The organism is Caballeronia ptereochthonis (assembly GCF_001545075.1).
Lineage (GTDB): Bacteria > Pseudomonadota > Gammaproteobacteria > Burkholderiales > Burkholderiaceae > Caballeronia > Caballeronia ptereochthonis.
In genome coordinates, this window is the sequence record NZ_FCOB02000036.1 from 1 (window position 1) to 20,104 (window position 20,104).

At 63.5% G+C, this 20,104-nt stretch carries 18 protein-coding genes; 7 read left to right on the top strand and 11 right to left on the bottom strand.

What is annotated here, in order from left to right:
* Positions 1-198 precede the first annotated feature (198 nt).
* The 3 genes from AWB83_RS29260 to acnA are packed head-to-tail and all read left to right on the top strand — an operon-like array spanning position 199 to position 4,948.
* Positions 199-708, top strand: coding sequence for a hypothetical protein (locus AWB83_RS29260; protein WP_087049119.1), 510 nt, complete (start codon positions 199-201; stop codon positions 706-708).
* A gap of 32 nt (positions 709-740) precedes the next feature.
* Positions 741-2,192, top strand: a complete 1,452-nt coding sequence (locus AWB83_RS29265) for a bifunctional 2-methylcitrate dehydratase/aconitate hydratase (RefSeq protein ID WP_087049120.1) — start codon at positions 741-743, stop codon at positions 2,190-2,192.
* A gap of 38 nt (positions 2,193-2,230) precedes the next feature.
* Positions 2,231-4,948, top strand: coding sequence for an aconitate hydratase AcnA (acnA, locus tag AWB83_RS29270; protein ID WP_087049121.1), 2,718 nt, complete (start codon positions 2,231-2,233; stop codon positions 4,946-4,948).
* An 85-nt stretch (positions 4,949-5,033) separates the two neighbouring features.
* Here the strand turns inward: acnA and AWB83_RS29275 are convergent, their stop codons facing one another.
* Positions 5,034-5,351: a DUF2917 domain-containing protein gene (locus tag AWB83_RS29275; protein ID WP_087049122.1), complete on the bottom strand. Its 318-nt coding sequence runs from the start codon at positions 5,349-5,351 to the stop codon at positions 5,034-5,036.
* Positions 5,352-5,661: 310 nt separating this feature from the next.
* Here AWB83_RS29275 and AWB83_RS29280 point away from each other — a divergent pair, with 310 nt between their 5' ends.
* A complete protein-coding gene (locus AWB83_RS29280) occupies positions 5,662-7,086 on the top strand; it encodes an aminotransferase-like domain-containing protein (protein ID WP_087049123.1) in 1,425 nt (474 codons plus the stop codon).
* Positions 7,087-7,092: 6 nt separating this feature from the next.
* Here the strand turns inward: AWB83_RS29280 and AWB83_RS29285 are convergent, their stop codons facing one another.
* The 3 genes from AWB83_RS29285 to AWB83_RS29295 form a co-directional block, all read right to left on the bottom strand.
* Positions 7,093-7,926 (bottom strand): NAD(P)-dependent oxidoreductase, encoded by an 834-nt coding sequence (locus AWB83_RS29285; RefSeq protein ID WP_087049124.1) that lies wholly within the window; start codon positions 7,924-7,926, stop codon positions 7,093-7,095.
* 63 nt (positions 7,927-7,989) lie between these two features.
* Positions 7,990-8,238: a hypothetical protein gene (locus AWB83_RS29290; protein WP_143750123.1), complete on the bottom strand. Its 249-nt coding sequence runs from the start codon at positions 8,236-8,238 to the stop codon at positions 7,990-7,992.
* A gap of 278 nt (positions 8,239-8,516) precedes the next feature.
* A complete protein-coding gene (locus AWB83_RS29295) occupies positions 8,517-9,968 on the bottom strand; it encodes an NAD-dependent succinate-semialdehyde dehydrogenase (protein ID WP_087049126.1) in 1,452 nt (483 codons plus the stop codon).
* A gap of 145 nt (positions 9,969-10,113) precedes the next feature.
* On the opposite strand from AWB83_RS29295, the gene AWB83_RS29300 reads away from it, so the two are divergent.
* On the top strand, positions 10,114-10,530 hold the full coding sequence (locus AWB83_RS29300) for a MarR family winged helix-turn-helix transcriptional regulator (protein WP_087049175.1): 417 nt from the start codon (positions 10,114-10,116) through the stop codon (positions 10,528-10,530).
* Positions 10,531-10,587: 57 nt separating this feature from the next.
* Here the strand turns inward: AWB83_RS29300 and AWB83_RS29305 are convergent, their stop codons facing one another.
* From AWB83_RS29305 to AWB83_RS29315, 3 genes are read right to left on the bottom strand one after another with little or no spacing between them, the layout of a single operon-like run.
* Positions 10,588-11,199 carry a hypothetical protein gene (locus AWB83_RS29305; protein ID WP_087049127.1) on the bottom strand — a complete coding sequence of 204 codons (612 nt, stop codon included), beginning with the start codon at positions 11,197-11,199 and terminating at the stop codon, positions 10,588-10,590.
* A 55-nt stretch (positions 11,200-11,254) separates the two neighbouring features.
* On the bottom strand, positions 11,255-12,028 hold the full coding sequence (locus AWB83_RS29310; protein ID WP_087049128.1) for a molybdopterin-dependent oxidoreductase: 774 nt from the start codon (positions 12,026-12,028) through the stop codon (positions 11,255-11,257).
* Between the two features lie 3 nt (positions 12,029-12,031).
* Complete coding sequence (locus AWB83_RS29315) at positions 12,032-12,673, bottom strand: cytochrome b/b6 domain-containing protein (protein ID WP_087049129.1); 642 nt, start codon at positions 12,671-12,673, stop codon at positions 12,032-12,034.
* A gap of 116 nt (positions 12,674-12,789) precedes the next feature.
* Between AWB83_RS29315 and AWB83_RS29320 the strand changes: the two genes are divergently transcribed.
* Positions 12,790-13,461, top strand: coding sequence for a heavy metal response regulator transcription factor (locus AWB83_RS29320; protein WP_087049130.1), 672 nt, complete (start codon positions 12,790-12,792; stop codon positions 13,459-13,461).
* On the top strand, positions 13,458-14,858 hold the full coding sequence (locus AWB83_RS29325) for a heavy metal sensor histidine kinase (protein WP_087049131.1): 1,401 nt from the start codon (positions 13,458-13,460) through the stop codon (positions 14,856-14,858). The genes AWB83_RS29320 and AWB83_RS29325 overlap by 4 nt, the downstream gene beginning before the upstream one ends.
* A 161-nt stretch (positions 14,859-15,019) precedes the next feature.
* On the opposite strand, the gene AWB83_RS29330 is transcribed toward AWB83_RS29325, so the two are convergent.
* The 4 genes from AWB83_RS29330 to otnI all read right to left on the bottom strand — a co-directional run bounded on the left by AWB83_RS29330 (position 15,020) and on the right by otnI (position 19,958).
* The gene (locus tag AWB83_RS29330; RefSeq protein ID WP_087049132.1) at positions 15,020-16,816 is read right to left on the bottom strand and encodes an FAD-dependent oxidoreductase; all 1,797 of its coding nucleotides are present in this window, start codon (positions 16,814-16,816) and stop codon (positions 15,020-15,022) included.
* Positions 16,813-17,904 (bottom strand): DedA family protein/thiosulfate sulfurtransferase GlpE, encoded by a 1,092-nt coding sequence (locus AWB83_RS29335; protein WP_244197925.1) that lies wholly within the window; start codon positions 17,902-17,904, stop codon positions 16,813-16,815. The genes AWB83_RS29330 and AWB83_RS29335 overlap by 4 nt, the downstream gene beginning before the upstream one ends.
* Positions 17,905-18,183: 279 nt before the next feature.
* A complete protein-coding gene (gene denD, locus AWB83_RS29340; RefSeq protein WP_087049134.1) occupies positions 18,184-19,149 on the bottom strand; it encodes a D-erythronate dehydrogenase in 966 nt (321 codons plus the stop codon).
* Positions 19,150-19,169: 20 nt separating this feature from the next.
* The gene (otnI, locus tag AWB83_RS29345; RefSeq protein ID WP_087049135.1) at positions 19,170-19,958 is read right to left on the bottom strand and encodes a 2-oxo-tetronate isomerase; all 789 of its coding nucleotides are present in this window, start codon (positions 19,956-19,958) and stop codon (positions 19,170-19,172) included.
* Positions 19,959-20,104: the final 146 nt, after the last annotated feature.

Genomic DNA, 20,104 nt, shown 5'->3' on the forward strand with positions numbered 1-20,104 from the left:
TGGAGCGCGCACATCATCGAGCAGCGCATCGACAACAAGATCATCCGGCCGAGCGCGAATTACACCGGTCCGGAGAATTTGAAGTTCACGCCGCTAAATAAGCGAAAATAGCGGGCTGCGCTGTCGGATTTTACGAGGAAGAAGTCCACCCGCGCGGCAAACGTCACTCAACCCTAATGTTTTTGAAAGGTTTTTTCGATGAATAAACTTCTGATCGCTGCAATCGCCGGCACGCTGGCTACGACGAGCGTCTTCGTCAGCGCCGACGCCTTCGCGGCGGCAGCCGCCACCGGTGCCAGCGCGGCGAAGGCCAAACGCCCCGCTCCGGCACGCCGTCTGATCAAGCGCAGCCCCAAGGCCGAAGCGGCCGCGGCGGCCAAGACCGATCCGATCCCCGAAGGTGCAGTGAAGTGGTCGTGCAAGGACGGCAACGCTTTCTACCTGAAAGGCGACATGAAACGTGACACCATCGTCACCGTGAACTGGGCCAAGAAGGACTACCGCCTGCCGCGTCAGGACACGACGACCGGCGCGGACCGTTTCCACGACTCGGCATCGGGCATGGACCTCGTCGTCATCCCGTCGAAGGCGATGCTGTTCTCCGACAAGGACTCGTCGCGCCTCGCGGACGAGTGCATGACGGCCGAAATGGCTGCCGGCGGCGTGGCTCCCACGCAGTCGAACGCGCTGATCAAGCCTGCGGAATAAGTTAGCTCGGCACTTAAATCAGGAATCCATCGATGTCCGCACCGATCTCCAACGTCCGGCCCGATCCGGACAAGGTACTCGACGACATAGCCGACTATGTCCTCAATTACCGCGTCGAGAGCACGCTTGCGCTCGAAACGGCGCGCAACTGCCTGATCGACACGCTCGGCTGCGGACTCGAAGCCCTCTCCTACCCCGCCTGCACCAAGCTGATGGGACCGATCGTGCCCGGCACGATCGTCCCCAACGGCGCGAAGGTGCCCGGCACCCAGTTTCAGCTCGACCCGGTTCAGGCCGCCTTCAACATCGGCGCGATGATCCGCTGGCTCGACTTCAACGACACCTGGCTCGCCGCCGAATGGGGCCATCCGTCGGATAACCTGGGCGGCATTCTCGCCACCGCCGACTGGCTTTCGCGCAACGCGATCGCCTCCGGCAAGAAGCCGCTCGCCATGAAAGACGTCTTGATCGCGATGGTCAAGGCGCACGAAATTCAAGGCTGCATCGCGCTCGAGAACTCGTTCAACAAGGTCGGGCTCGATCACGTGCTGCTCGTGAAGCTCGCGTCGACCGCAGTCGTCGGGCAGATGATCGGCCTCACGCGCGATGAGCTCATCAACGCGGTGTCGCTTGCCTTCGTCGATGGCCATTCGCTGCGCACATACCGCCATGCGCCGAACACCGGCTCGCGCAAGTCGTGGGCCGCGGGCGACGCCACCTCACGCGCCGTGCGTCTCGCGCTGATCGCCAGGACCGGCGAAATGGGCTATCCGTCCGTGCTGAGCGCCAAGACCTGGGGCTTCTACGACGTGCTCTTCAAGGGCAACGAATTCAAGTTCCAGCGTCCGTATGGCTCGTACGTGATGGAGAACGTGCTCTTCAAGATCTCGTTCCCCGCCGAATTCCACTCGCAGACCGCGGTCGAAGCGGCGATGACCCTGCACGACAAGCTCAAGGAAGCCGGCAAGTCCGTCGAAGACATCAGGAAGATCACGATTCGCACGCACGAAGCGGCGATTCGCATCATCGACAAGAAGGGGCCGCTGAACAACCCGGCGGACCGCGATCACTGCATCCAGTACATGATCGCGGTGCCGCTGATCTTCGGCCGGCTGACCGCCGCCGATTACGAAGACTCGATTGCGCAAGACCCGCGCATCGACGCATTGCGCGACAAGATGGAATGCGTCGAAGACCCGCAGTACACGAAGGATTATCACGATCCGGACAAACGCTCGATCGCCAACGCGCTGACCGTCGAATTCAACGATGGCAGCAAGCTCGATGAGATCGCGGTCGAATATCCGATCGGTCACAAGCGCCGCCGCGCGGACGGCATTCCGCTGCTCGTCGAGAAGTTCAGGACGAACCTGGCGCGCCGCTTCCCGCAGAAGCAACAGCAAGCGATCCTCGCGGTATCGCTCGATCAGGCAAAGCTCGAAGCGATGCCGGTCAATGAATACGTCGATCTGTACGTGATTTAGCGAAGCAATTTCCTCGTCTTAGTCCAAGGAAAATAACCATGGCCCACAATCTCCACAACACGCTCAAGGAATTCGACAGCGGTTCCGGCAAAGGCAAGTTCTACTCGCTGCCGCAACTCGGCGACGCGCTGAAGGTCAAGATCCAGCGCCTGCCGGTTTCGATCCGGCTGGTGCTCGAATCGGTGCTGCGCAACTACGACGGCAAGAAGATCTCCGAGGAGCACATCGAGCAACTCGCGAACTGGAAGCCGAACGCGTCCCGCGTCGACGAAATCCCGTTCGTCGTCGCGCGCGTCGTGCTGCAGGACTTCACCGGCGTGCCGCTGCTCGCCGACATCGCCGCAATGCGCGGCGTCGCGAAGCGCTCGGGCAAGGATCCGAAGGCGATCGAGCCGCTCGTGCCGGTGGACCTCGTCGTCGATCACTCGGTGCAGATCGACCACTTCCGCGAGCCGAACGCGCTCGACCTGAACATGAAACTGGAATTCCAGCGCAACAACGAGCGCTACCAGTTCATGAAGTGGGGCATGCAGGCATTCGACACGTTCAAGGTCGTGCCGCCGGGCGTCGGCATCGTGCACCAGGTGAACCTGGAGTACCTCGCACGCGGCGTGCACAAGAAGACCGAAGGCAAGGACACTGTCTACTACCCGGACACGCTCGTCGGCACGGACAGCCACACGACGATGATCAACGGCATCGGCGTGGTGGGCTGGGGCGTGGGCGGCATCGAGGCGGAAGCGGGCATGCTCGGCCAGCCGGTGTACTTCCTCACGCCGGACGTGGTCGGCGTCGAGCTGAAGGGCAAGCTGCGCGAAGGCTGCACGGCAACCGACCTCGTGCTCACGATCACCGAAATGCTGCGCAAGGAGAAGGTCGTCGGCAAGTTCGTCGAGTTCTTCGGCGAAGGCACGGCGTCGATCGCGGTGCCGGACCGCGCGACCATCGGCAACATGGCGCCCGAGTACGGCGCGACGATGGGCTTCTTCCCGGTCGACGAAAAGACCATCGACTACTTCAAGGGCACGGGCCGCACCGACGCGGAAATCGCCGCCTTCGAAAACTACTTCAAGGCGCAGAAGCTGTGGGGCGTGCCGAAGGCCGGCGATATCGACTACACCAAGACGCTCACGCTGGATCTGGGCACGGTCGCGCCGTCGCTCGCGGGTCCGAAGCGCCCGCAAGACCGCATCGAGATCGGCAACGTGAAGAGCACCTTCACCGACCTGTTCTCGAAGCCGGTCGGCGAAAACGGCTTCGCGAAGAAGCCCGCCGAACTGGAAGCGAACTACAAGACGGCTGATGGCATCAACGTGAAGAACGGCGACGTGCTGATCGCCGCGATCACTTCGTGCACGAACACGTCGAACCCGAGCGTGCTGCTCGCAGCCGGCCTGCTGGCGAAGAAAGCGGTCGAGGCCGGTCTGACGGTGGCGCCGCACATCAAGACGTCGCTGGCGCCGGGATCGCGCATCGTCACCGAGTATCTGACGAAAACGGGCCTGCTGCCGTATCTCGACAAGCTCGGCTTCACGCTCGCCGCTTACGGCTGCACGACCTGTATCGGTAACGCGGGCGATCTGACGCCGGAACTGAACGACGCCATCACGAAGAACGACATCGTCGCGGCAGCGGTGCTGTCGGGCAACCGTAACTTCGAAGCGCGCATTCACCCGAACATCCGCGCGAACTTCCTGGCTTCGCCGCCGCTCGTCGTCGCCTACGCGATCGCGGGCAACATCACGCGCGACCTGATGACCGAGCCGGTCGGCAAGGGCAAGGACGGCCGCGACATCTACCTCGGCGACATCTGGCCGACGAGCGAAGAAGTCCACGCGCTACTCAAGTACGCGCTTGACGCGAAGGCGTTCCGCGAGAACTACTCACAGCTCACGAAGGAAGGCGACCTGTGGAGCAAGATCGCGGGCGAAACCGGTCAGGTCTATGACTGGCCGAAGTCGACCTACATCGCGGAGCCGCCGTTCTTCGGCAAGGACTTCTCGATGAAGCCGGCCGATTCGATTCCGGCTGTGAAGGGCGCGCGCGCGCTCGGCATCTTCGGCGACTCGGTCACGACCGACCACATCAGCCCGGCGGGCTCGATCAAGGAAACGTCGCCGGCGGGCGTGTGGCTGAAGGCGAACGGCGTGCAGAAGGCCGACTTCAACAGCTACGGCTCGCGCCGCGGCAACCACGACGTGATGATGCGCGGCACCTTCGCGAACGTGCGCATCAAGAACCTGATGATCCCGGCGAAGGCCGACGGCACGCGCGTCGAAGGCGGCCTGACGATTCACCAGCCGAGCGGCGAGCAGCTGTCGATCTACGACGCCGCGATGAAGTACATCGACGCGGGCACGCAAACCGTCATCTTCGCGGGTGAAGAGTACGGCACGGGTTCGTCGCGCGACTGGGCGGCGAAGGGCACGCAACTGCTCGGCGTGAAGGCCGTGGTCGCGCGCAGCTTCGAGCGCATCCACCGTTCGAACCTCGTCGGCATGGGCGTGCTGCCGCTGCAGTTCAAGGGCTCGGACAGCGTGCAGTCGCTCAACATCACGGGCGAAGAGACGTACGACATCGAAGGTCTCGGCGACGACTTCAAGCCGCAGCAGGAAGTCACGCTCGTGATCCATCGCAAGGACGGCAAGGAAGATCGCGTGCAGGTGCTGCTGCGCATCGACACGCCGATCGAAGTCGACTACTACAAGCACGGCGGGATTCTGCCGTTCGTGCTGCGCTCGCTGCTCGCGGCCTAAGCGCTGGAAAGTAGTTTTGCAGGTGACCGCGCTCGCAAGAGCGCGGGAACATTGGACCCGGCCATGGCCGGGTTTTTTTTCGTCCCTACGCCTTCGAAATCGCGATGTGGGGCGACGGCGTGCGGCGCGCCAACCACGCGCGCGCGATCTCGCTCAAGGTCCGCGCATGCGTCGAGGCCGACGCCAGCGAGAAACGGCTCTCGTCCTGCGCACCGCTGACCCAGATCGTCGTAAAAGGCTTCAATTCGACGGACGCGCCCGCGTCCAGCCAGTGATCGTCCGCCTCGCCTTCGATGGTCAGCCAGATCTGCCCGCGCGTGACGCGCAGGATTTGCTGCCGGTCGATGAACCAGCCTGTCGGCGCATCGCGCCGGTCGAGTTCGAAAGTCCGAATTTCACGCATGATGCCGCTCCTCAAATTCGCTTAGTCGGGAGGCTGCGCGATGAACACCTGTACGCAGCCGTTGAGCCTATTATTCGACCGATCCCGAACAGCTTGAATGAACACTTCTGCACACTTGCAAAGAAACTGTTAAGCTAAATTTACTGAACAGTTCGCATGCGAGTATCAGAGGCGCGCGCATCGCGAAAAGCGCAAATAGCCATTCGGACAGGCTTGACGGCGGTTTTCAGATGAGTTCGAATGAGCTCGAAACACCGGCGAACAGCAAAATCCAACTGTTCACTCTTTCCGACTGAACACCTCGAACACCATGAATGCACTTCCGCTCCACATCGACGGCGGCACCGGCGTGCCCCTGACCGAGCAGATCGTCCGCCAGATCGAGGCGATGATCCGCTCGCGCCGCGTGCTCGCGGGCGCGAAGCTGCCGTCGATCCGCCAGCTCGCCGCCGAGCAGCGCATCAGCCGGTTTCCCGTGATCGAAGCCTACGACCGCCTGGCTTCACGCGGGCTCATCCAGCCCAGGCACGGTTCAGGTTTCTATGTGGCGAATCACGTCGACGAACGCGACAGCAATGCGGGCAACTGCGATCCGCGCCTCGCCGAAGAGGAATCGAACCAGATCCTTCAGCAGTTCAACTACCCAGGCGAGACGCTCAAACTGTCGAGCGGCTTCATCCCCGAGGCGTGGCGCGACGTGGATGGTCTGACGCAGGCGATCCGTCAGGCGTCGCGCGTCGACGTGCCGAGCGTGATCGACTACGCGATTCCCCATGGCGACACCACGCTGCGCCAGCAGGTCGTGATGCGCGTGAACGCGCTCGGCATCGACACCGATCTGCCGAACGTGATGATCACGAGCGGCGCGAGCCAGGCGCTCGATCTCGTCGTGCGTTACATGCTGAAGCCGGGCGATACGGTGTTCGTCGAGGATCCCGGCTACTACAACCTGTTCGGTCTCTTGAAACTTCAAGGCGTACGACTCGTCGGCGTGCCGCGGCTCGCGAACGGCCCCGATATCGACGTCGCCGAGGCGTTGCTCAAGCAGCATCAGCCGAAGCTCTTTTTCCTCAATACCGTGTTCCAGAACCCGACCGCGACCAACATCGCGCCGCAGGTCGCGTTCAAGCTGCTGCAACTGGCGACGCAGCACGGCTTCACCATCGTCGAGGACGATATCTACGCCGACTTCCAGGCCGTGCCGACGCAACGGCTCGCCTCGCTCGATCAGCTCGATCGCGTGATCTACGTGGGCGGCTTGTCGAAGACCTTGTCGTCGTCGCTGCGCATCGGCTATCTCGTGGCGAATCGCGAGCTCGTGAAGAATCTCGTCGACGTGAAGGTGCTGACGAGCCTCGGCGGCACGCGCTTCGCGGAAAGCGTCGCGGCGAGCCTGCTCGAGCGCGGCACGTATCGCAAGTATCTGGAGCGGCTGCGCAAGCGCGTGCGCGACTCGCTGTCGAGCGCGGTGCAAACGCTCGAGAGCTACGGCTGGGACGTGTTCGACGAGCCGGGCGGCGGGAACTTCGTCTGGGCAAAAGTGCCGGGCATAGAGGATTCGGCCGTGCTCGTCGAGGAAGCGGTGAAGTTCGGCGTGACGCTCGCGCCCGGCAGCTACTATCGCCCGAACGGCGAAGCGTGTCCTTGGGTGCGCATCAACTCGGCCTATGCGGGCGACCGGCGCGCGACGCGCTTCTTCGAGTATATGAAGGAAGCCGTTGCCGCGCGCGCATGATCCCGCTCATTTGCCGCGTTCGTTGAAGAAGCGTTCGAGCGCATCGGTCGCGTCCCTGTCGCTCGCGAGCCGCGCGTAAAGTCCCGCGGCGCCTTCGTAAATGCGATGCTCGGCGAATTCGCCGCCGATGAACTGCGCGATCTCTTCCATCTCCGCGAGCCAGCGATACGCCTTCGGCGGCATGCGCGGCACATTGGCCGCGAGCCAGGCGGCCAGCGCGGGCTGACTCTCCGCGAGCTCGTCGAGGAGCGCATCGCCCGCGCCGTTGCGCATCGCGGCGAGCGACATGGCCGAGGCGATCGCCGCCAGCCCCTTCGTGATGCCCGCATACGACATCTTGAGCGCGGAGGCTGCGCCCACCGGTCCGTCGAGCACGCGAACGACAAGGCCGCCATCGGCGAGCTGTCGCGTGTGCGCCGCATGCGGTCCCGACATATAGAACTTCGGCGCGGACGGCAACCCGATGATCGCGCCATCGACGAAAGGCGTGCCGGTCGGTTCAAGCGCGCGCGCGATCTTTTTGACGGTGTCTGGGTTGATCGCGTTGCAATCGACGTAGACCGGATTGCCCTCCGCACGCGCGAGTACGGACGCGATGCGCTCGGCCGATTCGACCGCGACCGCGGGCGGCACGATCGACAGAATGAAATCGCATGCCGCCAGGCTTTCGAGGCTTGCGTCTTCCATGCCCGCCTCGCGCGCACGCGAGGCGCTTGCGGCGCTGCGGCCTTCGAGCGTGGTCAGCACGCGCGCGCCGCCTTGCGTCAAGGTTTGGCCGACAGCCGATCCCATGCTGCCCGCGCCGAGCAGCGCGACGGTCAATTGCTTCGATTGAGTCACTTGCGGGCTCCGTGTGTACGAAACGAAACACAGAATACGCCCGCAAACGGGGAAGCGCTCGACCTATTCGCTTTCGTCGCTTTCGTCGCTTTCGTCGATTCCGTTCGAACGAAGCTTCCACAGGGCATCGAGCCTTTTGAGCATGTCCTGTCCTTTCGGCGTGAGGAGCGGCATCGGCACGCCGCTCGGCAACCGTGCGATCTCGACGAGCGCTTCCTGCCGAAGGCGCGCCGCATGCTGTCCGAATACTTCGACTTGATGGGGCGAGCGCTGGACCAGCAGGAGCGTGGAAATTTCGTGAGGGCTTAGCATTCGGTTCTCCATGCATTGGGCGAGGAGAAAACTCGCGTCTCGATGACATCCTGGAGACCGAAGCTGGCAATTCGGCTACATGGATTTTTCCGCGCGTTACGTGGTTACACTCTTGAAACTGGCACTTATTGCGCGATGCTTGCCCCCGCCATTCAAAGGCGCGATGTACGGCTTTCGATTCGATTATTTAACTTCGACATCCTTATCATTAAAAAGATTAAAGAAATGGGCGGCCTCCAGGAGACCGCCCATATCGGCGCGCTAAATGCGCTTTCGAATCAACGATGCTCCGTCACGAACTTCGTGACGAGATACGCGTCCATCGCCTCGCTGCCGCCCTCCGAGCCATAACCCGAATCCTTGACGCCGCCGAACGGCGTTTCGGGCAGCGCGAGACCGTGGTGGTTGATCGACACCATGCCGCTCTCGATGTCGTCACACACCGCCGCCGACGTCGCCGCCGAGCTCGTGTATGCATACGCCGCGAGCCCATAAGGCAGACGATTCGCCTCCGCGATCACTTCGTCATACGACTTGAACGATGCGATCGGCGCGATCGGGCCGAACGGCTCTTCGGTCATGATGCGCGCGCTCTTCGGCACATCGGTGAGCACGGTCGGCGCGAAGAAGTAGCCTTCGCGTCCGATGCGCTCGCCGCCCGTCCGCACCTTCGCGCCGTGCTCGCGCGCATCGGCGACGAGGCGCTCCATCGCTTCCAGACGGCGGCCGTTGGCGAGCGGACCCATCTGCACACCGTCGTCGAGACCGTTGCCGACCTTCACCGCGCTCGCGGTCGCGACGAAGTGCTGCACGAACTCGTCATAGGCGGCTTCCTCGACGAGGAACCGTGTCGGCGATATGCATACCTGGCCGGCATTGCGGAACTTCGCCGAGGCGAGCATCTTCGCGGCGCGCGGAATATCGGCATCCTTGAACACGATGGCGGGGGCGTGTCCGCCCAGTTCCATCGTCGCGCGTTTCATGTGCTCGCCCGCGAGCGAGGCGAGCAGCTTGCCGACCGGCGTCGAGCCCGTGAACGAAATCTTGCGGATCGCGGGATGCGCGATCAGATACTTCGAGACGTCGGCGGGCACGCCGAACACGAGATTCAGCACGCCGGCGGGCAGGCCCGCATCGACATAGGCCTGCACGAGCGCCGCGCAGCTCGCGGGCGTTTCCTCGGGGCCTTTCAGCACGACCGAGCAGCCCGACGCAAGCGCCGCCGACACCTTGCGCACCGCCTGATTGATCGGGAAATTCCACGGCGTGAACGCGGCGACCGGACCGACCGGCTCGCGGGTGACGATCTGGCGCACGGCCCCCGAGCGCGACGGAATCACGCGGCCATAGGTGCGGCGACCTTCTTCCGCGAACCATTCGATGATGTCCGCGGCCGAAAGCGTTTCGATGCGCGCTTCGCCGAGCGGCTTGCCCTGCTCCATCGTCATGATGGCGGCGATCTGCTCCGCGCGATCGCGAATGTTCTGCGCCGCGCGCCGCATCAGCTTGCTGCGCTCGTAGGGCGATACCTTGCGCCATTCCTTGAAGCCGCGCGCGGCCGCATCCGCCGCGAGCGCGAGTTCCGCTTCGCCGGCAAGCGCGAGACGGCCGATCTCGGCCTCGCTGGCCGGATTGATGACGGCGGTGTCGCGCGAGCCGCCGCGCCAGGCGCCATCGATATAGAGCTGAGTATTCGGATAAGCGGGAAGATCGGAACGAGTGCTGCTCATGCATGTCTCCTTACGAGTGGCGTTGCGTTTCGCAAAATCAAATGGCGCAAACGGTCATGTTATCGCGAACGCGTAAAATCTGCTGATACGCGCCATGTTCAATCGATAGTTGCAGAGCGAATTACCCGACATTATGATGAACCGCATGTTCGACCAATGCCTTTACTTCAACACGACAGCGCTCGCGCGCACGCTCGAGCGCGAGTGGTCAAAAGCGTTCAAGCCGTTCGGACTCACGCCGTCGCAGGCATTCATGCTGCGCGCGATCGTCGAACATCCCGGACTGCTCCAAGGCAGGCTCGCGGATACGCTGGCCATTTCGCGTCCCACGGCCACGCGCACGCTCGACGGCCTGCAAAAGCTCGGCTTCGTGGAGCGCTGGTCCACGGAGAGCGACGGGCGCGAATCCGCCATTCATCCCACTGATTCCGCGCACGCGATGATGAAGCGCATCGGCGCGGTCAGCTCGGAGATCACGCGGCGCATGAAGCGCAAGCTCGGAACCGCGCGTTTCGACGACACCGTATCGAACGTCAGGCACATCCGCACGACGCTCGAATGAGAGGCGCCCGCCGGGACGATCCCGGCGGGCGCCGCATTGCCTTCGAAACGTGGCCGCTTACATCGGCGGCGCGACGCCATCCTTCTCCACGACGATACGCTGCGCCGCGAAGTCCGAGCCCGCCGGGCTCGCGACGACGAACACCTTCTTGCCCGGCTTCAGGTCGTCGTGCGACGCGGGCGCGAAGGTCACGACAGGCACGTTCTCGGGCACGGTCACCGAGTTCGAGCCGCCCTTGTACGAGAGCTTCAGATCGCGGCCGCTCGTGCCTTGCACGACCTGATCGACGTTCGCGTTGGTCATCGAGCTCTTCGGGCCGAGGTCCCATGCATAGTGGCCTTCGCCCGTGCCGCGCGCGGATTCCGGGAACACCAGCACTTCGGTCGCGGTGAGCTTGCCGTCCGTGCCCGTGGTCGCCGCGGTCCCGACGAACGAGCCCGGCTTGATGTCCTGCAGCTTGATGTTCTTCAGCGCCGTGACGGGCGTTTCCGGTTTGACGGCGATCTTCACGGTATCGCCGCTGCGGCGATGCACGGTGAGCGTATCGCCCGACAGCGACACGATATCGCCGCGAATGCGCGCCGGCTTGGCGGCGGGCGTCTGGGCGAAGGCGGCGGAAGCGAGTGCGAGCGTCACGATGCTGACGCCGAGTTTCGTGCGGAACGACATGTCATTCTCCTTGTGGTACGGGACCTGAGTGTTGAACGTGAAGCAAACCTGATGCTTAAGACCCGCCGAACCAGTTGTAGCCCTGGTTCTCCCAATAGCCGCCCGGGTATTCGTTCGTCACGCTGATCGCGACGATGTGCTTCGGGTTCTTGTAGCCGAGCTTGGTCGGCATGCGCAGCTTCATTGGAAAGCCGTACTTCGGCGGCAGGATCTGGCCGTCGTAGGTGAGCGTGAGCAGCGTCTGCGCGTGCAGCGCGGTCGGCATGTCGATGCTCGTCGAGTAGTTGTCGGCGCAATGAAAGGCCACATATTTCGCGTTCGTGTCGGCGCCCGCGCGCGCGAGGAAATGCGCAAAGCGCACGCCGCCCCACTTGCCGATCGCGCTCCAGCCTTCGATGCAGATATGCCGCGTCACCTGGCTCTCCTGCGGCATCGCGTGCAGTTCGTCGAGCGTCCAGACGCGCTTGCCTTTCACGAGGCCGCCGATCTCCAGCTTGTAAGTCGACGGATCGACTTCCGGCACTTCGTCGATGTCATAGAACGCGTTGAAGGGGAACGGCCGCGTGATCATCGATTCGGGGTAGGTCGGCGCGAGCTTGTTCGGATCGAAGAGAAGCGCCTGCACGTCGTCGTTGAAGAACGAGATGCGGCGCAGCATCGCATTGACCGATTTGTCGTCGGTGATATTGCAGCCGGACAGCATCGCGAGGCCTCCGAGCGAAAGAATGCGCTTGCCGAACCAACGACGCGCGGGGGCTTTTAATTCCCTGGCCGCGTCCTTGACGATGAGTTCGGCGTCGGGTCTCGATTTGAATGACTTGAGCGACATGGATCAGCGGCCTCGGATCATCAACACGAGCGAGCGCGGCACGAGTGCGACCATCGCGACGTGCACCACGAAGAACGCCACCAGAAAGCTCATGCCGAAGAAATGCACGATGCGGGCGTCGTCGTAGCCGCCCATCAGCGTGCGAAGCAAGGGGCACTGCACGGACTTCCACACGGCGAGCCCCGAGAGAATCACGATCGAGATGTCCGCAATCACCGCGAGATACGCGAACTTCTGTACGGCGTTGTAATGCGTGAGATCGTCGTGGCCGAGCTTGCCGCGCAATGCGGCGAAGGCGTCGGTGAAGATGCGCTTGATGGACAGCGGAAACATGCGGCGGCGAAAGCGACCCGTGATCACGTTCATCACGAGATACACGATGAAGTTCGCGACCAGCAGCCACATCGCCGCGAAATGCCATTGCAGCGCGCCGCCGAGCCAGCCGCCGAGCGTGATCGCGGGCGAGAAGGTAAAGGACTTGAAGATCGGCGATGCGTTGTAGATCTGCCAGCCGCTCGTCACCATGATCAACACGGCGAACGCGTTGAGCCAGTGCGTGATGCGCAGCCATAGCGGCTGGACCGTATGAAGCGATCGTCCTTGCACGTCTTGCCTCACGATGGTTGAAAGCGAAACGCTTCGCATGGTAGCGATGCGGCTCTGATCGATCGATGACCTCTCGATGACTTTTTTGTCATCTTTGGCAAGGGATGAACGCGCTCTGGCTAGAATGTCGCCAATGCAATTCACGTGGCGCCAGCATGACCATCCTCGTTATCGAAGACGACCGCAAGACCGGCGACTACCTGAAAAAAGGGCTCATCGAGTCCGGCTATCAGGTCGATCTCGTGCGCAACGGCACGGATGGACTGCATCAGGCGCTCGCCAACCCGTATGAGCTGATCGTGCTCGACGTGATGCTGCCCGGCATCGACGGATGGCAGGTGATGGCCGCGTTGCGCGCGAAACGTGACCTGCCCGTCATTTTTCTCACCGCGCGCGATCACGTCACGGACCGCATCCACGGTCTGGAGCTCGGCGCGGACGATTACCTCGTCAAGCCCTTCTCCTTCACGGAACTGGTGCTGCGCATCCGCACGCTGTTGCGGCGCGGCGTGATGCGCGAATCGGATACGTTCCAGATCGCCGATCTGCACGTGGATGTCCTGCGCCGCAAGGTGACGCGCAAGGGCATCGACATCGCGCTCACGAACAAGGAGTTCGCGCTGCTGCATCTGTTCTGCAAGCATCAGGGCGAGGCACTGTCGCGCACGCTGATCGCATCGGAAGTGTGGGACATGAACTTCGACAGCGACACCAACGTGGTCGATGTCGCGGTGAAGCGCCTGCGCGCGAAGATCGACAACCCGTTCGAGCTCAAGCTGATTCACACGGTGCGCAGCATCGGCTATTCGTTCGGGGAGAATCCTTGAACCGGCCTTCGCGCTCGCTCGCGGTACGCATCGCGCTGTCGTTCGCCGTGATCGTATGCGTCGTGGTCGGCATGGTCGGCGCATCGCTCTATCACGCGACGAATCGCGCGCTTTCCACGCGTGCGGACTATCAGCTGATCGGGCGCGTCGAGCATTTCCGCTCGCTCCTGCACGACCTTTACACGATCAACGAAATCGAGGCGCGGCCGAAGCTTTTCGAAACGATGCTTGGCGACCGGCAGGACGTGATCCTCTTCCGGCGCGCGGGCTCGACTCCGTTCATCAACGTCAATCCGGAACAGATGCCGCTGCCGCCGCTTGCCATCGTGCCGGTGACGCGGCCCATCGGGCTCGACGACCTCTACGAAGGCTCGCGCGCGGACGGCGTGCGCATGCGCTGGGTCGGCGCGCAGGCGCGCATCGGCGACAACGGCGAAGTCGTGGAGATCATCGCCGCGCACGTGATGACGCAGGAGGCGCGCGTGTTGTCGGCGTATCTGGAGCGCGTATGGATCACGGTGATCGGCGCGGTGCTCGTCGCGATGCTGCTCGCCTGGTGGGTCACGAGCCGCGGTCTCATGCCGCTCAGACTGATGGCCGACAAGGCTGCGGAAATCACGCCGAATCGTCTTTCCGCGCGGCTCGACGTCGCGCATGCGCCGGCCGAATTGCAGAGCCTCGCGGCTTCGTTCAATGCGATGCTCGACCGGCTCGAGAATGGCTACGAGCGTCTGTTGCAATTCTCGGCCGATCTCGCGCATGAGTTGCGCACGCCGATTGGCGTATTGATCGGCGAGACGCAGGTGACGCTCGCGCATGAGCGCAGCGTCGCGGAGTATCGCAACGTGCTCGAATCGAATCTGGAGGAACTGGAGCGGCTCGCGCGCATCGCGCAGAACATTCTCTTTCTTGCGCAGGCGGATCACGGCGAGCAGCGCATCGAGCGTGAGCGGCTCGACATTCGGGACGAGCTCGAAGCCATCTGCGCATATTTCGAAGGTATTGCCGACGAGCGCCGCATCACGTTCGAGATCGATGCCACGGGCGAGATGGTTGCAAATGCAATCATGTGCCGGAGAGCGATCGGGAATGTGGTGGTGAATGCGGTGCGTTATGCGACGGCGAATACGGTTGTGCGCCTGACGGGATGCGCGGATGCGGATGGAGCGACTGTGATCGTCGGGAATCGGCTTGGCGCCAGCATCGGCGAGGAAGCGCTCGGGCGGCTGTTCGACCGGTTCTATCGGGGGGACGCGGCGCGTAGCGAGTTCACGGAATCGAGCGGGCTCGGTTTGTCGATCGTTCAGGCGATCATGAGGATGCATGGGGGCGATGTGTCGGTCGAATGTACCCGGGAGGGGTGGATCGAGTTTTCATTGCGGTTTCCGGGTGGGTGAGTTGGTTTTTGTTTCGCTTGCTTGCTTGCTTGGGTTTCCATGAAATCCTGAATTCTTGGTGGTCTATTAGTGTTGCCCCGCACAGGGGCAACGCTAATAGACCGACACGATCACGGGATCCGGCGGCAAAAGCCAAAGCAAACAAGCAAACGACCCAAACCCTACCCCACAGCCAAACCCTCTTTCCTCGCCAACAACCCGTGAATCTGCGCAACGACCGCAGCCCCCTCCCCCACCGCAGCCGCGACACGCTTGGTCGAACTGGACCGCACATCACCGATGGCAAACACCCCCGGCACGCTCGTCTCCAGCGCCATCACACCTACGGTGCGCCCTTCATGCGCCTCGGGGCCGGTCAGCACAAAACCCTTGCCGTCGACATTCACATTGCAATCGCGCAGCCAGTCGGTATTCGGATCCGCACCGGTAAAGAGAAACAGATGCCGCGACTCGATCGTAATCGCCCCATCGGGCGTCTTGCAGTTGACCGCAGTGAGCGCGCGACCATCGCCATCGAGCGAAGTGATTTCCGTATGCGTGCGCACCGTGACGTTCGCCAGTGAGCCGATCCGCTCCACGAGATAGTGCGACATGCTCGCCCCGAGTCCCGCCCCGCGAATCAGCACATGCACGTGCTTCGCATGCGTTGCCAGATACACCACGGCCTGCCCCGCCGAATTGCCGCCGCCGACGAGCACGACCTCCGAGTTCTTGCACAGCTTCGCCTCGACCGGCGAAGCCCAGTAATACGTGCCATGCCCTTCGTATCGCTCGAGCCCGGCGATACCCGGCCGCCGATACGCCGCACCCGACGCGATCACCACCGTCTGCGAGGTCACGCGCGCGCCATTCTCGAGCTCGATCTGAATCGGATTGCAATCGCAGTGCAACGCCTTGATCTTCGTCGGAATCGCGATATGCGCGCCGAACTTCTGCGCCTGCACGAACGCGCGCCCGGCAAGCGCCTGGCCGGAGATGCCCGTCGGAAACCCGAGATAGTTCTCGATGCGCGCACTCGCGCCCGCCTGCCCGCCCGGCGCGCGGCAATCGAACACCGCCACCGACAGCCCTTCGGATGCCGCATATACCGCCGTCGCCAGCCCGGCCGGTCCCGCGCCCACGATCGCGACGTCATAGACATGGCTCGGATCGAACTCCGGCAGCCAGCCAAGCTGCGTCGCCACCTGATTCTCGTCAGGCGCGCGCAGCACCGTGCCGTCCGGGCAGATCACGAGCGGGAAATCGGACGTCGATGCCGAGATGCGCTCGAGCAGCGCGATCGCATCGGGATCGGTGCAGGCATCGATCACCGTGTGCGGATAGCCATTGCGCCGCAGAAAACCTTGCAGCGACACGAGGCGGCCATCGTCGGACTGGCCGAGCAGCACCGGGCCGCTGCCTTTCTCGATCAATCCGACGCGCCGCAGGATCAGCGCCCGCATGATGCGCTCGCCCAGTTCCGCTTCCGCGACCAGCAGCGCGCGCAGGCGCTCCGGCGGAATCACGATGCCGTCGACGTCCTCCGCCGCCATGCCGTCGACGAGACACGGCTTGCCCGATAGTTGCGCCACCTCCGCCAGAAAATGCCCCGACCCATGCTCGACGACGAGATGCTCCTGGCCAAGGGCATTGCGACGCGTCACCCGCACGAGTCCCTTCAGCACGATCACCATGCCGCGCCCGGTCTCGCCCACTCGGAACACCCATTCGCCCTGGCGCCAGTGCGCGGCCGTGCCGAAGCGGCTCATGCGCTCGATCTCGTTGTCCGTCAGGCGCGGGAACATCTGGTGCGCACGCGTTTCGAGCGGCGAGAATGGCGCGCTGTCGTCGGTCGTCACGGGCGCAGCGGCGGGCGTCGGCACGACGTTCGGATTCGGATTCTCCAGAGGCTCCTCCGCGTTCCATGGGACGACATTCGGCAGGCCTTGACCAAACTCGCCGTTCGGGGTGGTGCTCATGCGCGATCTCCGTGTGGAAAACCAGCTTCATGCATGGATGCCGGGCCCGCAGGCGGCGCCGCCGATTTCACCTGCCAGGGGCACATCGCCGCCATTTCCGCGACTTCCTCGGGCGTGGTCGCCGCAAGCTCGCCGAACTCGGTCAGTTGCGCGACGTGGAAACCCGCGAGCCGCCAGGCGTCCAGTCCGCCCGTGAGCGGCACCACGTCCACGAAGCCCGCGTTGCGCATGGTCTTTGCCATCCACGCGGCCGAGACTTCATTCGGACACGAGCAATAAATGATGACCTTGCGCGACTTGTCGTAGCTCTCGATGATGTTGGCGAGATCGCGCTCGTCGGCGAAAAGCGAGCCGGGAATCGCGAACGGATCGAGCATGCGCTTTTCCGGCGAGCGGATGTCGAAGACCACCGGCAGCGGCTCGTTGTTCATCAGCGCGTAGAGCTCGTCCACGCTGATGCGCGCCTTCTCCAGCGTCGCCATGAGTGCGCGGCGGCGCCACCAGCGGTACATGACGTAGATCGCGAGCAGCACCGCGATGACGACCACCGCCTGCCGGCCAAGCTGCGAGATCATCGCGAACACCATCTCCAGCTGCGCCGCGAAGATGATGCCGACGCCCAGCCCGACCGCGCCCCACAGCGCGACGCCCGCGCCGTCGTGCGCGACGAAGCTGCGCAGCTTCACGCCCATCGCGCCCGCGAGCGGCACGGAGACGAGCGAGAGCCCGGGGATGAACTTCGCGACAAGCAGAATGCGCACGCCCCAGCGGCCGAAGAAGCGCTCGGTCTTCTTGACGCAGGTATCGCGCGAAAGGGACAGCTTGCAGATAGTCTTGAGCGTCTTGTCGCCGTACTTGCGCCCGCCCTGGAACCAGACGAGATCGCCGAGCACGCCGCCCGCCACCGCGACGCACAGAACGCCCAGGAGCGGCGGCCAGAACGCGCTGCCGTTGACCGCCATCAACGCGATGGACGCGCCGACGACGATCATCGTCGGCATCGCGGGCACGGGCAGCCCGAGCGCCGAGCCCATCACGTTGACGAAAACGATCGCCGGGCCGAATCGATCGACTAGCTGATGCAACAACATGGGAGTCTCCCGCGCGGGAAGGATCGGTGTTCACAGGACGACGAGGCGCGCCGAAAAAAACGCGGCGCAAGGCGCAGAAGCACGAAAGCGAGAGAGAAACGAGCTTGCGACCGCTCGTGATTCAACGCGGTGCACGCGGCGCCGGACCGACGTTCGTCACATTCAGAAGACAAGTTTAGCCCGGAAATGCGAACGTAAGCATGACCGCTGCGCGGGACGCGGGCATCGCGCGCGCGACGCCCGGTGCGGGAAGGCTCCGACGAACAGAGTGTGGGATCAGGCGCGTTGGTCCGCGATATAGGCGCGGATCACGTCGGCGAAATTCCTGTCGCCCGACAGGCCCAGTTGCTCCGCGCGCGCGGTGTTCCACGCGCCCGGCCAGGTCGAGACGATTTTCTCGATACGCTCGTCGCGCTGCCAGTCGATGCGCTCGACGGCTTGCTCGCCCGCCACTTCGCGCAGCGCGGCGACCATCTCGTTCACGCTCACCGACAGGCCCGGCAGGTTGATGACCGGCCGGTCGCCCAGTTTCGCGCGCTCGATCTCGCAGCCCGCGATCAGCGCTTCGATCGCGCTCTTCGGCGAGAGCAGCCAGAGGCGCGTGTCGCCGTCGACGGGGCATACGGAGCGCTCGCCGTTCAGCGGCTCGCGGATGATGCCGCTCGCGAACGACGACGCCGCCGCGTTCGGCTTGCCCGGGCGCACGCTGATGGTCGGCAGGCGCAGCACGCGGCCATCGACGAAACCGCGCCGCGAGTAGTCGGAGAGCAGCAGTTCCGCGATCGCCTTCTGCGTTCCGTACGACGATTGCGGATTGAGCGCGGTGTCGTCCTGCACGACCTCGGGCAGCGCGCCGCCGTACACCGCGACCGAGCTCGTGAACACGACGCGCGGCTTGTGTCCCGCCGCGCGGCACGCTTCGAGCAGCGCGCGCGAGGCGTCGAGATTGATCTTCATGCCGAGATCGAAGTCCGCTTCGGCCTGGCCGCTCACGATCGCGGCGAGATGGAAGATGGCTTCCGTCTGCGGGTCGATATGGCGCTGCAGCACCGCGGGGTCGGAAATGTCGCCGGTTTCGGCGCGCACGCGCGCGTCGCCGAGCAGACGTTCGTCGTTCGGACGCGCCACGTCGAGCAGCACGAGTTCCGTGACCGGCTTGCCGTCGAGCTCGTTGCGTTCGAGCAGGCGTTTCGCGAGACGCTGACCGAGAAAGCCCGCGCCGCCCGTGATCAGGATTTTCATGGGGTTCGTTCCAGGTGTTTTCAGAGGTACGGTTTGAGCCAGCCGAGTCCTTCGGATGTGCCCGCCTTCGGCTTGTATTCGCAGCCGATCCAGCCTTCGTAGCCGAGCGAATCGATCAGGTCGAACAGATACGGATAATTGAGCTCGCCGATGCTCGGCTCGTGCCGCTCCGGCACGCCCGCGATCTGGATATGCCCGATGCCCGCGTTCGGGCGCTTCATGTCGCGCTTCAGCTTCACGGCAATGTCGCCTTCGACGATCTGGCAGTGATAGATGTCGAACTGCACCTGCAGATTCGGCGCACCGATTTCGTCGCAGATGGCTTGCGCGTCGTCCTGGCGGTTCAGGAAGAAGCCCGGGATGTCGCGCGTGTTGATCGGCTCGATCACGATGCCGATGCCCGCTTTCTGCGCCTCCTTCGTCGCGTATTCCAGATTCTTCAGATACACCGCTCGATGTTTCTCCCGCGGCTGCTCCGGCGCGATCAGGCCGGCCATCACGTGGAGCTTCTTGTTGCCGAGCACGGCGGCGTATTCGAGGCCCTTTTCGACGGCCTTCTTGAACTCCTCCTCGCGGCCCGGCAGCGAGGCGATGCCGCGCTCGCCTTTCGCCCAGTCGCCCGGAGGCGCATTGAAAAGCGCCTGCGTCAGGCCGTTGTCGGTCAGGCGCGCCGCGATGTCGGCTGCGGCGAAGTCATACGGAAACAGGAACTCCACCGCCTTGAAGCCGTCCTTCGCCGCTGCGGCGAAACGGTCCAGGAAAGCGTGTTCCGTGTACATCATCGTCAGGTTTGCGGCAAATTTCGGCATTTGCGTCTGCTCCGGTTTCGGTTCTGTTTTGCCTTCGGGTTGATTTGGTTTTTTTGTGAAATCCTGAATTCTTAGTGGACTATTGGTGTTGCCCCTGTGCGGGGCGGCAGTCACTTTCTTTGCTGCTGCAAAGAAAGTGACCAAAG

Excerpts from the sequence above, each read along its gene's own strand:
- AWB83_RS29280 (WP_087049123.1), top strand. The coding sequence starts at position 5,662 with ATGAATGCACTTCCGCTCCACATCGACGGCGGCACCGGCGTGCCCCTG.
- AWB83_RS29305 (WP_087049127.1), bottom strand. The coding sequence starts at position 11,199 with ATGTCGTTCCGCACGAAACTCGGCGTCAGCATCGTGACGCTCGCACTC.
- AWB83_RS29265 (WP_087049120.1), top strand. The coding sequence starts at position 741 with ATGTCCGCACCGATCTCCAACGTCCGGCCCGATCCGGACAAGGTACTC.
- AWB83_RS29295 (WP_087049126.1), bottom strand. The coding sequence starts at position 9,968 with ATGAGCAGCACTCGTTCCGATCTTCCCGCTTATCCGAATACTCAGCTC.
- AWB83_RS29300 (WP_087049175.1), top strand. The coding sequence starts at position 10,114 with ATGTTCGACCAATGCCTTTACTTCAACACGACAGCGCTCGCGCGCACG.
- denD (WP_087049134.1), bottom strand. The coding sequence starts at position 19,149 with ATGAAAATCCTGATCACGGGCGGCGCGGGCTTTCTCGGTCAGCGTCTC.
- AWB83_RS29315 (WP_087049129.1), bottom strand. The coding sequence starts at position 12,673 with ATGCGAAGCGTTTCGCTTTCAACCATCGTGAGGCAAGACGTGCAAGGA.
- AWB83_RS29320 (WP_087049130.1), top strand. The coding sequence starts at position 12,790 with ATGACCATCCTCGTTATCGAAGACGACCGCAAGACCGGCGACTACCTG.
- AWB83_RS29290 (WP_143750123.1), bottom strand. The coding sequence starts at position 8,238 with ATGCTAAGCCCTCACGAAATTTCCACGCTCCTGCTGGTCCAGCGCTCG.
- acnA (WP_087049121.1), top strand. The coding sequence starts at position 2,231 with ATGGCCCACAATCTCCACAACACGCTCAAGGAATTCGACAGCGGTTCC.
- otnI (WP_087049135.1), bottom strand. The coding sequence starts at position 19,958 with ATGCCGAAATTTGCCGCAAACCTGACGATGATGTACACGGAACACGCT.
- AWB83_RS29330 (WP_087049132.1), bottom strand. The coding sequence starts at position 16,816 with ATGAGCACCACCCCGAACGGCGAGTTTGGTCAAGGCCTGCCGAATGTC.
- AWB83_RS29275 (WP_087049122.1), bottom strand. The coding sequence starts at position 5,351 with ATGCGTGAAATTCGGACTTTCGAACTCGACCGGCGCGATGCGCCGACA.
- AWB83_RS29260 (WP_087049119.1), top strand. The coding sequence starts at position 199 with ATGAATAAACTTCTGATCGCTGCAATCGCCGGCACGCTGGCTACGACG.
- AWB83_RS29310 (WP_087049128.1), bottom strand. The coding sequence starts at position 12,028 with ATGTCGCTCAAGTCATTCAAATCGAGACCCGACGCCGAACTCATCGTC.